Here is a 15,196-nt window from a genome sequence, read left to right as displayed (position 1 = left end):
ATACGTCCCCCAAATGCTGCTGCTCTGGGTCCTGCTTGCCACCGTCACCGGTGGCCTCATCGCCGTCCTTGTCGCCAGTTGGCTGGCCTACAAGGTGTTCGCCCATTACCTGCATCACATGGTCAGTCTGTCGGTGGGGGTGCTGCTGTCGGTGGCGTTGCTGCACCTGTTGCCGGAAGCCTTCGAAAGCGGGGTGGCCGATGCCCATGTGCTGTTCGGGCTGATGCTGGCGTCGCTGATCGGTTTTTTCGTGCTGGAGAAAATCGCGCTGCTGCGCCACAGCCATCACCACGAGGGCGACGGGCATCACCATCATCATGGTCATGACCAGCACGAGGCGGGACGCGGAGGCGTGCTGATCCTGATCGGCAGCTCGCTGCATAACCTGTGCGACGGTGTGCTGGTGGCGGCGGCCTTCCTGACCGATCCGTTGCTGGGCGTGCTGACGGCGGCCTCGATCATCGTGCACGAAGTGCCGCACAAGCTGGGCGACTTCGTCGTGCTGCTCAATGCCGGCCTGGCGCGGCGCCGCGCCTTCGCGCTGATCCTGTTCACCAGCTTGTGTTCAGCCTTGGGCGGCATAATAGGTTACTTCGTGCTGCAGCAGGCCCAGGATTGGGTGCCGTACGTATTGGTGGTTGCCGCCAGCAGCTTCCTCTACATCTCGGTGGCCGACCTGATGCCGCAGATGCACGAACGGGTATCCCTGGCCGATGCGGTGCCGCAACTGCTGCTGGTGGGCGTGGGTGTCGTGCTGATCTACAGCGTGACGACCCTGATGCATCACGGGCATGAGCACGAGACGGGCGCCGGCGCGGCACGCACGGAGCACGTCCACACACATTGAGGCGTGGCGGTCGCGATACCCGGCTTTGCTTCCGATCCTGGCCGGTCCTGTCGCGCTCGCCCCGATGGCGAACCGCGGCGCGCCGGCTCCGCGTTGATCCCTACACAGGAGTTCGCCATGAGTTTTTCCGCCGCCGCCGGCAACGTCGCCCCCACCGTGATCCACACGGACGCCCAGGGGCTGGTCCACGGGGATTTCCAGTTGCCCGTGGCCGATGGATCCATCAGCGCCTATTACGCCGCCCCCGAGGGCAAGCGCGACCTGCCCGTGGTGCTGGTGGTGCAGGAGATCTTCGGGGTGCACGAGCACATCAAGGATATCTGCCGCCGCGTGGCCAAGGCCGGTTACCTGGCCGTGGCCGCAAACCTGTACGAGCGCCAGGGCGATGCATCGACCTATACCGACATTCCCAAGCTGATCACCGAGATCGTCAGCAAGGTGCCCGACGAACAGGTGTTCGCCGACCTGGACGCCAGCGTGGCGTGGGCCGCGCAGCATGGTGGTGACCCGAAGCGGGTGGCGGTGACGGGGTTCTGCTGGGGCGGGCGCCTGACGTGGATGTACGCGGCGCACAATCCGAACGTGAAGGTGGGCGTGGCCTGGTACGGCAAGCTGAGCACGGGGCATGGTCCGTTGATCAAGCGCTATGCGTTCGATGTGGTGAACGACCTGCATGCGCCGGTGCTGGGGTTGTATGGGGCCAAGGATGCCAGCATTCCGGTGTCGGATATCGAGATCATGAAGACGAAGCTGGCGGCGGGCAATGAGAATGCCCGGCGGTCGGAGTTCGTGGTGTATCCGCAGGCGGATCATGCATTCATGGCGGATTACCGGGCGAATTATCAGGCGGAGGCGGCCAGGGATGGGTGGGGGAGGATGCTTGAGTGGTTCAAGCGGTACCTTTGAGGGGGGTGTGCTCTTGGCGTCATGAGAAGCCGCTGCGCGTTTGCGTGGCGGTTTTTTTTGGGGCGTTGTTGCTTTCGTAGGCCGCCCGGCGCGGGTGGCGCATGGGTGGGCGCGCCTGCGATTGCGGTCCGGAGCCTTCGCTCCGGACTTCCCCGTGCTCAACCTCGTCCGCCTTCGGCTCCCTACGGTTTCCGCCGGGCGCATCTGACGGCGCGCCCACCCATGCGCCACCCGCGCCGGGCTACCGGTTTCGAGGCATGGGGCGCTGCTGGACCGCGGCGGCATGCGAGAGGTTTGCGGGGCCCGCCAGGATCGGCTGCGCGGGCAGCCGATCCTGGCATACGCGGTGTGGGGCGTCGGGGCTTGGCTCGCTACGCGCGGGCGGAGGTGCGTGTGCTCGGTGGCTGCTTGTCGTGAAGAGAGACTTGTTGCCCTACCACATAGCGTTGGTGAACGATGCGAGCGCGATCACATGTGGGCATGCTGCCGCCTTGTGACACAAGTGCCTCAAGCCGGGGTAGCCCCTTCGCTGGCAGCCATTGTGGGGCATCGAAGGCGGGGCAGCCCCCTCGGGGGGGCAGCAAGCGCGCGAGGCGTGCGCGGCGTGGGGGCCGGCCCGCCGCCCGGCCGCCCGAAGGCGGGGCAGCCCCCTCGGGGGGCAGCAAGCGCGAAGCGCGCCGCGTGGGGGCCCTAATTCCCCGCTTCGCGCAGCCGGCTGGGGAGGAGTTCGCCGTGGCGGGCCAGGAGGGGGTAGGCGGCGGCGCCGACCAGGTGGGAGTTGATGCCCTTCATGTCGCGCAGGATGTCGAGGTAGAGGGCGCCGACTTCGGCGGCGTCGACCTGACCGCCCTTGATTTTCTGCAGGTGGGCGTCGGCCGCCTGCGTTTCTATGGTGCGGAAACGCGACTTTTCACCGGCCAGGGCGCGGGCCTGGCGCAGGTCGTCGTTGACGAAGAGGGCGGCGGCCTGGCGTTGGTTGGCGATCAGTTCGCCCAGCGTGTCGTCGAGGCTGGCGCGTTGTTCGGGAGAGAAGGTCCAGCCCTGCTTGCGCAGCTTGGCGATGTGGCTGAGCAGGCCATGGTGGGCGATGTCGCCTGCGTGGCCGATGTTGCTGATGAAGGCGAGGATGTCGTCCATGCGCTGCACGTCGTCGCGCGTCATGTTTTCCTGGTCCAGCGTGGCCAGGTAAGTGGTGATGGCGCTTTCGAGCTTGTCCAGGGCGGCGTCCAGTTGGCGCGCCTGCACCATGCGGTGGCGGTTGTCGCGCTTGAAGCCGGCGCGGGCGTACAGCAGCAGCGTCTGCAGCATATCGGCCATGCGCAGCGCTTCGCGGGCGGCGTTGCCAAGGGCGACTGCCGGCACGTCGTGGGCCCATTCGTCCAGGTATTGGGGGCGGGACGGGTCGTTGGGGTCGGTGCGTTTGGGCAGCCAGCGGGTAAGCAGGGCGGCGTAGGGGGCCAGCAGCGGCAGGAACGCCAGCGCGATGACGGCGTTGAAGAGCGTGTGGAAGTTGGCGACCGCGCGGGCCGGGTCGCTGGACATATCGCTCATCAGCGGTTGCAGCCAAGGCAGCAGCACCAGTCCGGCCAGCACGCCCAGGATGCGGGTCAGCAGGTTGCCCAGCGGCAGGCGGCGGGCCGCGGGGTCGTCGCCGGTGACGCCCTCGATCATGGGGTTGATGGCGGTGCCCAGATTGGCGCCCAGCACCAGCGCGAAGGCGACGTGCGGCGCCACCATGTGGTGGCTGGCCAGCGACATGACCAGCACCACAACGGCGACGCTGGAGTGGGCGGCCCAGGTGAAGGCGGCCGACAGTAGCACTGCGGCGACCGGCTGGGTCGCCAGGGCGTCCAGGATCATGCCCAGCATGGGGGCGGTTTGGAACGGCTCGAACAGTTCGACGAGCTGGTGCAGCGACAGCAACAGCAGGCCCAGGCCGATGAAGACCCGCCCCAGGTCGCGGGTGCGGCCCGGCGGATAGCGGCGGAACATCCAGACGCCTGCCAGGATCAGGATGGGCGCCAGCGAGGTCAGGTCGAACGACAGCAACTGCACGATGAGGGTGGTGCCGACGTTGGCGCCCAGCATGGCGGCCAGGGCCGGCACCAGCCCGACCACGCCGCCAGCGGCGAAGCCGGTGATCATGAGGCCGGTGGCGGTGCTGCTTTGCAGGGCGGCGGTGATGCCGAGGCCAGCGGCGAAGGCTCGCAGGCGGGTGCCAAGGGCGCGGCCCAGCGCGGCGCCCAGGGCGGCGCCGAAGGCGCGCTGCACGCCCGTCTGGACCATGTGCACGCCCCAGAGCAGCAGGGCGACGTAGCCGGCGAAGTCAAGCAGGGTGATGAGTCCGGACATCCTGGGGCAGTTCCATTCTTTTTATGACAAGAAATAATTCTGTAATGATCGCATGCCGGGGCGGGCGGGGAAACCCGTGCCGTGAATACAGCATACGCCCCGCGGGGCTTTGCTGCGCAGGGCCGGACCTTGCGCGTATCATTGCCGGATCATTCTTGGATGCAGGGGATTTCCGGTGGCCGTTTCCGTCTTCGATCTGTTCAAAATAGGCATAGGCCCGTCGAGTTCCCATACCGTCGGCCCCATGCGGGCCGCTTTGTTGTTCGCCCAAGGGCTGGAGCGCGACGGCCTGCTGCCGCGGGTGGCGAACGTGCGCGCCGAACTCTATGGCTCGCTGGGCGCCACCGGCAAGGGCCACGGCACCGACAAGGGCGTGCTGCTGGGCTTGATGGGCGAGGCGCCCGATACGGTCGACCCGGCCGCCATCGCCGGCATGATCGCGTCGGTGCGGGCCAGCCGCCAGTTGCCGCTGCTGGGCCACTATCCGGTGCCGTTCGTGGAAAAGGAACACATGATGTTCTACCGCCGCGAGGCCATGGCCGAGCACCCCAACGGCATGAAATTCCACGCCTTCGATGCCGAAGGGCAGTCGCTGCGCGAGGCCCGCTACCTGTCGGTGGGCGGTGGTTTCGTGGTCACGGCGGGCGCCTCCAACAGCCAGGTCATCGCCGCGCACGACCAGTTGCCGTACCCGTTCCGCACCGGCCGCGAACTGCTGACCATGTGCCGCGAAAGCGGCCTGAGCGTGGCGCAGCTCATGATGAAGAACGAGCTGACCTGGCGCGAGGCCGGCGAGGTCGCGGGCGGGCTGGACCGCATCTGGCAGGTGATGCAGGACTGCGTGTCGCGCGGCTGTGGCATCAATTACCCCGAAGCCGATGGCGAACTGCCGGGTCCGCTGCGGGTGCGCCGCCGCGCCCCGGAGCTGTACCGCAACCTGACCCAGCGCGCCGAGCGCACGCTGTCCGATCCGCTGTCGGTGATGGACTGGGTCAACCTGTACGCCATGGCGGTGAACGAGGAAAACGCCGCGGGCGGGCGGGTGGTGACGGCGCCGACCAACGGGGCCGCGGGCATCATCCCGGCGGTGCTGCACTACTACGACCGTTTTGTCCCCGGTTCCAACCGCGAGGGCGTGCGCGACTTCCTGCTGACCGCGGCGGCGGTGGGCCTGCTGTACAAGTACAACGCCTCGCTGTCCGGCGCCGAAGTCGGCTGCCAGGGCGAGGTCGGCGTGGCCTGTTCGATGGCGGCCGGCGGCCTGGCCGCGGCGCTGGGCGGCTCGGTCGAGCAGGTCGAGAACGCGGCCGAGATCGGCATGGAGCACAACCTGGGCCTGACCTGCGACCCGGTCGGCGGACTGGTGCAGATTCCCTGTATCGAACGCAACGCGATGGCCTCGATCAAGGCGGTCAACGCGGCCCGCATGGCGCTGCGCGGCGACGGCCAGCACTACGTGTCGCTGGATTCGGTCATCAAGACCATGCGCGAGACCGGCGCCGACATGAAGACCAAGTACAAGGAAACGGCGCGCGGCGGCCTGGCGGTGAACATCGTCGAGTGCTGAGGCGGGGCCGCCCCCAACAAAAAGCCCCTTGATTGCTCAAGGGGCTTTTTCATTGCCGAGCCGCCTCACGATGAAAGCGCCCCGGGGGACGCAAGCCGCAGGCGCGGCGTGGGGGCTTTTCCCAGGCCTGTGCCGGGATCAGATCACGCGGGCGTTCTGCAGCGCGGCGATACGGGCCGGGATCGGCGGGTGCGAGGCGAACATGGCCGCCAGGCCGCCCTTGCCGGTGATGCCGGAAGCTTCGAACGACTTGGGCAGCTCGCCCGGCTCCAGGCCGCCCAGGCGGGCCAGGGCGCGGATCATGGGTTCGCGGGCGCCCATCAGGTGGGCCGAGCCGGCGTCGGCGCGGTATTCGCGCTGGCGCGAGAACCAGGCCACGATGATCGAGGCCAGGATGCCGAAAATGATCTCACAGACGATCACGGTGACCATGTAGCCCGGGCCGAGGCCGCGTTCGTTCTTGAACACCACGCGGTCGATGAAGTAGCCGACCACGCGCGCCAGGAACACCACGAAGGTGTTGACCACGCCCTGGATCAGGGTCAGCGTGACCATGTCGCCGTTGGCGATGTGGGCCACTTCGTGGGCCAGCACCGCGGCCACTTCCTCTTCGCTCATGCTTTCGAGCAGGCCGGTGGACACCGCCACCAGCGAATCGTTCTTGAAGGCGCCGGTGGCGAACGCATTGGGCGCGCCGTCGTAGATGGCGACTTCCGGGCGGCCGATGCCGGCGCGATCGGCGAGCTGGTGGACGGTGTCCAGCAGCCAGGCCTCGCGCTGGTTGCGCGGCGCGTTCGGATCCAGCACCTGGGCGCCGGTGCTCCATTTGGCCATGGGCTTGCTGATCAGCAGCGAGATGATGGCGCCGGTGAAGCCGACCACGACCGAGAAGATCAGCAGCGCCTGCAGGTTCAGGCCGTTGGCGGTCAGGTAGCGGTCTACGCCCAGGATGCGTAGCGTGGCCGACAGCACGAGCATGACGGCCAGGTTGGTAATGACGAAAAGGATGATGCGTTTCATGCTTTTTTTGTTCCTCAGCGAGCGGGACTTGTGCGGGATTGGACTGTGCCGCGGCGCAGCAGTTCCCCGACTGCCGGCGCCGCCCCGGTGACGGAGAGTATAGTATCGCTTTCCCCTATTTCCCCCTCACTTTCACCTGAGCGCTGACCCCCAAATGCAGGCACTTTGGATGTTGCTGGCGTCCGCCATGTTCGCCATCATGGGGTCGTTCGTGAAGCTGGGCACCGAGCACGGCGCGACGCTGCCGCAAGTGGTGCTGTTCCGCGGCCTGCCGTCGGTGGTGCTGCTGCTGATCTGGGCGCGCGCCGGGCGCCAGTCGATCGTGCCCACCAGTTGGAAGCTGCACCTGTGGCGCAACCTGTCCGGCGTCACTTCGATGTGGCTCGGTTTCTTCGCCATTTCCCATCTGCCGCTGGCGACCGCCACCAGCCTGAACTACACGGCGCCGCTGTTCATCGCCTGCTGGATGCTGGGATGGGGCGGGGCGCAGCGCGACCCGGTGCGGATCGCGGCCGTGGCCCTGGGTTTCCTGGGCGTGATCGCCGTGCTGCGCCCCAGCATCAACGAAGACCAGTGGCTGGCGGCCCTGCTGGGCCTGGGGGCGGGCGCCATGTCGGCCATCGCCATGATGCAGATCCGCCAGCTAGGCCGTATCGGCGAGCCGGAATGGCGCACGGTGCTGTTCTTTTCGGTGGCGGTGTGCGCGTCCAGTTTCGCCGGCCTGGGCTTCGAGGGCTGGGGCCATGCGGACTGGACCGGCTACAGCTCGCTGCTGGGCGTGGGCGTGACCGGCCTGTTCGGCCAGTTGGCCATGACGCGGGCGTTCGGCCTGGGCTCGGCGCTGCTGACCGCGGCCCTGCAATACAGCACGATCATCTTCGCGGCCCTGCTCGGCATGGGTTTCTGGGGCGATACCCTGGACGGCCTGGCCTGGGCCGGGATGGGCCTGATCATTTCGGCGGGCCTGCTGTCGGTCTGGCGCACCATGCGTGACCCCAAGCCGACCTGATCCCGCCAACCCGACCCTATCAGAGGAGAATTTCCGGTGACGATGACCCTGATTTCCGCGGCCGACCTGGCCACGCACCTGGGCGCGGCGGACGTGCGCGTGTTCGACGTGCGCCACGACCTGACCAATCACGCGGCCGGTCGTGAGGCCTATGCCGCCGGCCATATTCCCGGCGCCCGGTACCTAGACCACGAAACCGAGCTGGCGGCCCCCCGGACCGGCAGGAATGGCCGCCATCCGCTGCCCGACCGCGGCCAGTTCGGCGCCTTGATGGCGGCGCACGGCGTCACGCCCGAGACCCTGGTGGTGGCCTATGACGCCAGCGGCGGCATGTACGCCGCGCACCTGTGGTGGATGCTGCGCTGGCTGGGTCACGACCGGGTCGCCGTGCTCGACGGCGGCTGGCAGGCCTGGCAGGCGGCCGGGCTGCCCACCTCCACCGAGGCGGCCGCGCCGGTGCAGGCGGGCGCGCCGGTCACGCCGGCGGCGCCGCTCGTGGGCAGCGTGGATGCGCAGGCGGTGCTGGACAACATCGCCCGGCCCGCGTTCACCGTGATCGACGCGCGCGCCGCCAACCGCTATCGCGGCGAGGTCGAGCCGATGGATCCCGTGGCCGGCCACATTCCCGGCGCGCTGAATCGTCCGAACGGCCAGAACCTGCAGGCCGACGGCCGGTTCAAGGACGCGGCGCAATTGCGCGAGGAATTCACCGCCCTGCTGGACGGCCGCGACCCCGCGGCCATCGTGCACCAGTGCGGCTCGGGCATCACCGCGTGCCACAACCTGCTGTCGATGGAAATCGCTGGCCTGGCCGGCTCGCGGCTTTATCCGGGCTCGTGGAGCGAGTGGTGCAGCGATCCGTCCCGGCCGGTGGCCAAGGGCGAGTGAGCGCGCCGGCCGGCCCGGCCGCAAGCCGGGCCTGAAACCGCGCCGTGGTATTCCGACGGCGCGGGTGGCGGTCTTACCAGACCGCCGCCAGCTTGACCCGTCCGGAGACGCTTTCGGCGATCTCCAGGAAGTGGTCCAGCGGCGGCGTGGCCAGCCCCGGCACCTTGGCCATGTCGTCCCAGCGCCTCAGGCGGATCGCATCCGGCGCGCCCGGCATGCTGGCGAAATCCACCGCCTGGCCCGCATCGAAGCTGCCCCCTTGAAGCGCCAGGCTGCGTTTCGAATCCTCCGAAAGCGACGCTTCATACTGCGGCTCCACATAGCAGAGGTAGCGCTTGGCCTCCACGTGCAGCCGGATCGGATCCAGCACCGCCGAACTGAACAGCCCGCGCAGGAACGGCAGCACGAAATACTGGTGCTTGTCGTCGATGCCGCGCAGCGTGGGCGTGTCGGGATGGTCGGCGATCAGATGCCCGAGGTCGTGCAGCAGGCAGGCGGTGATCAACTGGGCATTGGCGCCATGGCGTTCGGCCAGCGTCGCGGTCTGCAGCGCATGGCGCAGATGGCTGACGGATTCGCCATGGTAGGAACGGTGCCCGCGTTCCAGGAAAAGCTGTTCGATGTCCTGCAGGGTCAAGGCCATGGTTGTCTCCTGAGTGGCCGCAAGGGGAAGAGGCGGGGCAGTGATCCCACGGATCAGCCGGCTGCCGGCGCCATCTCCAGAAAGCGCGCGATGAGCTGCACCGGTTGGCGCTCGCGCAGGCAGTACAGGTATTCATGCATCACGACATCGGCGCCCTCGATGTCCAGGGCCGCCAGTTCGGGATGGGACGGGATCTCGCGCGACGGGATCAGGCTGATGCCCAGTTCGCACAGGATCGCCTGGCGGATCGATTCGCGGCTGCCGATTTCCAGCGTGCGCTTGACCGTCACGCCGGCCGCCTGCAGGGCTTCTTCGGTCAACTGGCGCGTCATCGATCCGGGTTCGCGCAGCAGCAGCGCGTGGTCGGCCAGGTCCGCCAGCGCCACCTTGCCGCGCCGCGCCAGCGGGTGGCCGCGATGCGTCACCACGCGGATCGGATCCGCCGCGATCATGCGGCGGTACAAATGCTTGTCATCCATCAGAAACGAGGACGTGGCAATCTCGATACGATAATCATGCAGCGCCTGCAGCATGCTCTGCGAGTTGCCGATGGCCACGGTCAGGTCGATGCCGGGGTAGAGCTGGTTGTAGCGGCGCACCGTGTCCATGATGTAGTACGGACCGGTGGCGCCGATGCGCAGGTTGCCCTCGCGCAGGTCGCTGGCATCGCGCAGGCGGAAATCGATCTCGGTCTCCTGCTGCACCAGTTTTTCCACCATGGGCATCAGGCTGTGCCCGGCGTCCGACAGCCGCATGCCGCGGCCCTGGCGATGGAACAGTTCGACGCCGTAACGCGACTCCAACTGGCGCAGTTGCCCCGTCACCGTGGGTTGGCTCACGCCCAACTGGGCGGCGGCCTTGGTGACGGTGCCGCAGCGAGCCACGGCATAGAAGGATTTGAGTTCGGCGACGAGCACGGTGGACGGGGCCTGTGTGGGGACGAATGGGTGGACGCAATGCGCAAGACCGCCAGTACACCAAAATAATTTGATGTTTTTATTACTGCATTTGCGCGAAGTGTCATAAACACTCAATACGCGCCTTCCATACTGCCTTCGTTCCCAGACCGGAGGCCCCATGGCCCAACAGCTCCAGCGCGATACCAATACTGTTCCGACGGGCGCTTCGCCCCAGCCCGGAGCGCAGCGCGGGGGCTTTCTTTCGGTCAGCAATCTCGTCAAGCGCTTCGGCAGCCATACGGCGCTGTCGGATGTGTCGCTGGATATCCGCGCCGGTGAACTGGTGTGCCTGCTGGGCCCCTCGGGCTGCGGCAAGACCACGCTGCTGCGCGCCATCGCCGGCCTGGAGCGCCAGGACAGCGGCACCATCCTGCTGTCGGGCCGTGACATCTCCCATGCCGAGCCGCAAGAGCGCGACTACGGCATCCTGTTCCAGTCCTATGCGCTGTTTCCCAACCTGACCGTGGCCCAGAACGTGGCGTATGGCCTGAGCGGCAAGCGCGCCCATCGCAAGCACGTGGCCGACCGGGTCGAGGAAATGCTGACGCTGGTGGGCCTGGCCGGCGCCTCTCATAAATATCCAGGACAGATCTCCGGGGGCCAGCAGCAGCGCGTCGCCCTGGCCCGCGCCCTGGCGCCGTCGCCGTCCCTGTTGCTGCTGGACGAGCCGATGTCGGCACTGGATGCGCGGGTGCGCGAACACCTGCGCATCGAATTGCGCGCGCTGCAGAAACGCCTGTCGATCACCACGCTGATGGTGACGCACGACCAGGAAGAGGCCATGGTCATGGCCGACCGCATCGCCGTTATGAACGGCGGCGTCATCGAACAATTCGGCACCCCGCGCGAGCTATATCGCCAGCCGGGTTCTGCCTTCATCGCCGATTTTGTCGGCGAGGCCAACTGGCTGCCGTTCGAGCGCATCGATGCGCACCACGCCCGCGTCGGCCGCCAGGAACTGGCGGTGGACGAGGCGCTGGAGCGCAACGTCGGCAAGCTGTTCGTGCGGCCCGAGGCAGTGCGCGTGAGCGTGGCGCGTCCGGAGCAACCCAACACCATGCTGGCCGACGTGCTGGACGGTGTGTTCCTGGGCCGCGGCTACCGCCTGGCGCTGCGCCTGGAAGGCGTGCCCGGCGCCACCGTCCACTCGATCGTGTCCCCTGAAACCGGAGATGCCCTGCTTGGGCCTCACGCCGCCAGCCGTTGCTGGGTGGAGCTGCCGCGCCATGCGATTCGCGCCTACGCTTGATCCGGCTTCGGGCCGTTCCCCCGTCGTCATGTCCGCGCCTGTCGACGCCCCCGCTGTCTCGCTTGGCCGCCGCCCCTTGCCCGCCTGGGTCGGCGCCTTCGGGCTGACGCTCGGGCAGGGCGCCCTGGCGCTGGGCCTGGCGCTGTTCCTGGCCCTGCCGCTGGTGGCGATCCTGGCCAAGTCGGTCACCGATGCCAATGGCGATTGGGCCGGCCTGTCGGTGGTGCTGGGTATCATCGGCGCCGACGGTTTCCTCGGCATGGTCGGGCGCAGCCTGACGGTGGGCGTGGTCACCATGATGCTGGTGGTGCCGTGCGCTTATGCCTTCGCCTATGCCCTGACGCGCAGCCGCATTCCTGGCAAGGGCCTGCTGCGCACCATCGCGCTGCTGCCGCTGCTGGCGCCGTCGCTGCTGCCGGGCATCGCACTGGTCTACCTGCTGGGCAACCAGGGCCTGCTGAAAGGCCTGTTCGGCGGCGCGACCATCTATGGCTTCTGGGGCATTGTGGTGGGCGAGGCGTTCTATACCTTCCCGCACGCGCTGATGATCCTGCTGACCGGTCTGACGCTGGCCGACGGCCGCCTCTATGACGCGGCGCGCGCCATGGGCGCGGGGCCGCTGCGCACCTTCATGACGGTGACCCTGCCCGGCACGCGTTATGCCGTGTTCTCGGCCTGCTGCGTGGTGTTCACGCTTACCGTGACCGACTTCGGCGTGCCCAAGGTGGTGGGCGGCGACTACAACGTGCTGGCGATGGAAGCCTACAAGGCGGTGGTCGGTCAGCAGAACTTCCCCAAGGGCGCCGCCATCGGCATCCTGCTGCTGTTGCCGGCGCTGCTGACCTTCGTGCTGGACCGCCGCCTGCGGGCCCGCCAGGGCGCCCAACTGAGCGGTCGCGCCCAGCCCTATGCGGCCGGCGCCAACCGCCGGCGCGACGCAACCTTCCTGTTGCTGGCGGGCGGCATGGCCGGGTTCCTGCTGCTGATCATCGGCGTGGCGGTGTGGGCCTCGTTCGTGAAGATGTGGCCCTACAACCTGTCGCTGTCGCTGCGTTCTTACGACTTCGACAACATGGATGGCGGCGGCTGGCTGGCCTGGCGCAACAGCCTGGAACTGGCCTTCTGCACCGCGCTGATCGGCACGGTGGTGGTGTTCCTGGGCGCCTGGATGATGGAAAAGGTGCCGGCCCGCAGCGCCTCGTCGCGCGGCCTGCGCGGTGTGCTGGGGATGCTGGCGCTGATGCCGATGGCCGTGCCCGGCCTGGTGCTGGGCCTGGGCTACATCTTCTTCTTCAACGGCGCCGCCAATCCGCTCAATGTGCTGTACGGCACCATGCCGCTGCTGGTGCTGTGCACGGTGGTGCACTTCTACACCAGCGCGCACCTGACGGCCGCCACCGCGCTGAACGCGCTGGACCCGGAGTTCGAAGCCGCCTCGGCCTCGCTCAAGGTGCCGCGCCTGACCACCTTCCTGCGCGTGACGCTGCCGATGTGCCTGCCGGCCGCGCTGGACGTCGCCCGCTACCTGTTCGTTTCCGCCATGACCACCGTGTCGGCCGTGGTGTTCCTGTACAGCCCGTCCACGGTGCTGGCCGCCGTCGCGGTGCTGAACATGGATGACGCCGGCTTCATCGGCCCGGCCGCCGCCATGTGCACCGTGATCATGGCCAGCTCGGCGGTCGCGGCGCTGCTGCTGCACCTGGCCAGCCGCGCCCTGGTGGCGCGCAGCCAGGCCTGGCGCCGGCCCGCGACCCTTTGATTTGAATACTCAGCAAGGAAGACCCTCATGACTGTTTCGCCTCTGCCCGTCCGCCTGGAAGCGGTGATTTTCGATTGGGCCGGCACGCTGGTCGACTTCGGTTCCTTCGCGCCGACCAAGGTGTTCGTCGACGCCTTCGCCGAGTTCGGCATGGAAGTCACGCTGGAGCAGGCCCGCGGCCCGATGGGGGTGGGCAAGTGGGACCATATCCGCGCGCTGTGCGACGAGCCCGCCATCGCCAACCAGTACCAGGCCCGGTTCGGCCGCCTGCCGACCGACGACGACGTCACCGCCATCTATGAGCGCTTCCTGCCGATGCAGTTGGACAAGGTGGCGCAGTACTCGGCCGCCATTCCCGGCGCGGCCGAGCTGCTGCGCGCGCTGCGCCAGCGCGGCCTGAAGATCGGCTCCTGCTCCGGCTACCCCGGCAGCGTGATGCGCCGCGTGGTCGAGCGCGCCGCCGGCGAAGGCCTGCAGCCCGATTGCATCGTCGCCAGCGACGACGTGCCGCGCGCGCGCCCGGCGCCGGCCATGGCGCTCAAGAACGTGGTGGAGCTGGGCCTGACGGATGTGGCCGGCTGCGTCAAGATCGACGACACCGCCCCCGGCATCGAGGAAGGCCGCCGCGCCGGCATGTGGACCGTCGGCCTGCTGTTGTCGGGCAATGCCGCCGGCCTGACGCTGGACGAATACCTGAGCCTGGACGAGAACGGCCGCCAGGCGGCCCGCGAACGCGCCGGCCGCGAACTGTCGGGCGCGGCGCCGCATTACCTGATCGACACCGTGGCCGACCTGCCCGGCGTGATTGCCGATATCGAATCCCGCCTGGCGGCGGGCCAACGCCCCTGAGGCCGCCCACGCCGGGATCCTGACCCAGCTTTTTTTCGCAACGCACCGCGGCGGGCATGGGCCGGCCGCGGCGACCCGACTCACCCTTTTTCCGCCCACCCACGGAGTACCCTCATGAAACGCTTCACGCTGCTTGCCCTGGCCGCCGCCTTCGCCGGCATCACCGGCGCCGCTTCCGCCGAGACCACGCTGACCGTCTACACGGCGCTGGAAGCCGACCAGATCAAGGCCTACCAGGCCGCCTTCGAAAAGGCCAACCCCGACATCAAGATCCAGTGGGTGCGCGACTCCACGGGCATCATCACCGCCAAGTTGCTGGCCGAAAAGAGCAACCCCAAGGCCGACGTGATCTGGGGCCTGGCCGGCACCTCGCTGGGCCTGATGGACAAGGAAGGCATGCTGCAGCCCTACGCCCCCAAGGGCCTGGACCAGATCGCCGCCAACATGCGCGATGCCAAGGCCGAGCCCACCTGGGTCGGCATGGACGGCTTCGCCGCCGCCATCTGCTTTAACACCGTCGAAGCCGAAAAGCAGAAGCTGCCCAAGCCCGAATCGTGGCAGGACCTGACCAAGCCGGTCTACGCCGGCAAGATCGTCATGCCGAACCCGGCCTCGTCGGGCACCGGCTTCCTGGACGTCAGCGCCTGGCTGCAGATCTTCGGCGAAGAAAAGGGCTGGGCCTACATGGACGCCCTGCACAAGAACATCGGTTCGTATACGCACTCGGGCTCCAAGCCGTGCAACATGGCCGCCGCTGGCGAATTCCCGATCGGCGTGTCGTTCGACTACCGCGCCGCCAAGCTCAAGGCCGACGGCGCGCCGGTCGAAGCCGTGTTCCCGTCGGAAGGGCTGGGCTGGGAAGTCGAAGCCACCGCCATCGTCAAGGGCACCAAGAACCTGGAAGCCGCGCGCAAGCTGGCCGACTTCTCGGCCAGCCGCGAGGCCAACGAACTATACAAGGCCAACTTCGCGGTGCTGGCAATTCCCTCGATCGCCACGTCCAATCCCAACCTGCCGGCCGACCTGACCAAGCGCATGATCAAGAACGACTTCGTCTGGGCCGCCACCAACCGCGATCGCATCATCGCCGAGTGGACCCGCCGCTACGACGGCAAGTCCGAGCCCAAGAAGAAGTAATCGGGCCACCG

13 protein-coding genes are annotated in these 15,196 nt (G+C 67.9%); 9 read left to right on the top strand and 4 right to left on the bottom strand.

The genetic code is table 11. The features are described from left to right. The first annotated feature begins 13 nt into the window (after positions 1–13). Both HV783_RS05600 and HV783_RS05595 read left to right on the top strand, forming a co-directional pair. Complete coding sequence (locus HV783_RS05600) at positions 14–847, top strand: ZIP family metal transporter (RefSeq protein ID WP_064526897.1); 834 nt, start codon at positions 14–16, stop codon at positions 845–847. Positions 848–964: 117 nt separating this feature from the next. Next, positions 965–1,753 carry a dienelactone hydrolase family protein gene (locus tag HV783_RS05595; RefSeq protein ID WP_175188795.1) on the top strand — a complete coding sequence of 263 codons (789 nt, stop codon included), beginning with the start codon at positions 965–967 and terminating at the stop codon, positions 1,751–1,753. Between the two features lie 690 nt (positions 1,754–2,443). On the opposite strand, the gene HV783_RS05590 is transcribed toward HV783_RS05595, so the two are convergent. Further along, entirely contained in the window at positions 2,444–4,105 is a 1,662-nt protein-coding gene (locus HV783_RS05590; RefSeq protein WP_054501404.1) for a Na/Pi cotransporter family protein, read from the bottom strand. A gap of 175 nt (positions 4,106–4,280) precedes the next feature. Between HV783_RS05590 and HV783_RS05585 the strand changes: the two genes are divergently transcribed. Then, complete coding sequence (locus HV783_RS05585) at positions 4,281–5,672, top strand: L-serine ammonia-lyase (RefSeq protein ID WP_054501403.1); 1,392 nt, start codon at positions 4,281–4,283, stop codon at positions 5,670–5,672. A 138-nt stretch (positions 5,673–5,810) separates the two neighbouring features. On the opposite strand, the gene htpX is transcribed toward HV783_RS05585, so the two are convergent. Next, positions 5,811–6,692: a protease HtpX gene (htpX, locus tag HV783_RS05580; RefSeq protein WP_006388347.1), complete on the bottom strand. Its 882-nt coding sequence runs from the start codon at positions 6,690–6,692 to the stop codon at positions 5,811–5,813. A gap of 154 nt (positions 6,693–6,846) precedes the next feature. Between htpX and HV783_RS05575 the strand changes: the two genes are divergently transcribed. Further along, positions 6,847–7,701, top strand: a complete 855-nt coding sequence (locus HV783_RS05575; protein WP_054501402.1) for a DMT family transporter — start codon at positions 6,847–6,849, stop codon at positions 7,699–7,701. A 36-nt stretch (positions 7,702–7,737) separates the two neighbouring features. Next, positions 7,738–8,589: a sulfurtransferase gene (locus HV783_RS05570; protein ID WP_054501401.1), complete on the top strand. Its 852-nt coding sequence runs from the start codon at positions 7,738–7,740 to the stop codon at positions 8,587–8,589. Between the two features lie 73 nt (positions 8,590–8,662). Here HV783_RS05570 and HV783_RS05565 read toward each other — a convergent pair whose 3' ends face one another. Next, positions 8,663–9,232, bottom strand: coding sequence for a phosphonate degradation HD-domain oxygenase (locus tag HV783_RS05565; protein ID WP_049072430.1), 570 nt, complete (start codon positions 9,230–9,232; stop codon positions 8,663–8,665). A 53-nt stretch (positions 9,233–9,285) separates the two neighbouring features. Continuing rightward, on the bottom strand, positions 9,286–10,149 hold the full coding sequence (locus HV783_RS05560; protein WP_006388352.1) for a LysR family transcriptional regulator: 864 nt from the start codon (positions 10,147–10,149) through the stop codon (positions 9,286–9,288). A 160-nt stretch (positions 10,150–10,309) separates the two neighbouring features. Between HV783_RS05560 and HV783_RS05555 the strand changes: the two genes are divergently transcribed. The 4 genes from HV783_RS05555 (at position 10,310) to HV783_RS05540 (ending at position 15,185) form a co-directional block, all read left to right on the top strand. Further along, positions 10,310–11,440, top strand: a complete 1,131-nt coding sequence (locus tag HV783_RS05555) for a putative 2-aminoethylphosphonate ABC transporter ATP-binding protein (RefSeq protein WP_064526894.1) — start codon at positions 10,310–10,312, stop codon at positions 11,438–11,440. Between the two features lie 28 nt (positions 11,441–11,468). Next, positions 11,469–13,199 (top strand): putative 2-aminoethylphosphonate ABC transporter permease subunit, encoded by a 1,731-nt coding sequence (locus HV783_RS05550; RefSeq protein WP_054501398.1) that lies wholly within the window; start codon positions 11,469–11,471, stop codon positions 13,197–13,199. 27 nt (positions 13,200–13,226) lie between these two features. Beyond that, on the top strand, positions 13,227–14,048 hold the full coding sequence (phnX, locus tag HV783_RS05545; RefSeq protein ID WP_064526892.1) for a phosphonoacetaldehyde hydrolase: 822 nt from the start codon (positions 13,227–13,229) through the stop codon (positions 14,046–14,048). 114 nt (positions 14,049–14,162) lie between these two features. Beyond that, positions 14,163–15,185, top strand: coding sequence for a putative 2-aminoethylphosphonate ABC transporter substrate-binding protein (locus tag HV783_RS05540; RefSeq protein ID WP_059269632.1), 1,023 nt, complete (start codon positions 14,163–14,165; stop codon positions 15,183–15,185). Positions 15,186–15,196: the final 11 nt, after the last annotated feature.

Origin of the sequence: Achromobacter dolens (genome assembly GCF_902859745.1) — a bacterium.
GTDB classification, from domain to species: Bacteria; Pseudomonadota; Gammaproteobacteria; order Burkholderiales; family Burkholderiaceae_B; genus Achromobacter; species Achromobacter dolens.
Note: the sequence above shows the minus strand (reverse complement) of the source record. Positions and strands in the feature narration are given on the sequence as shown.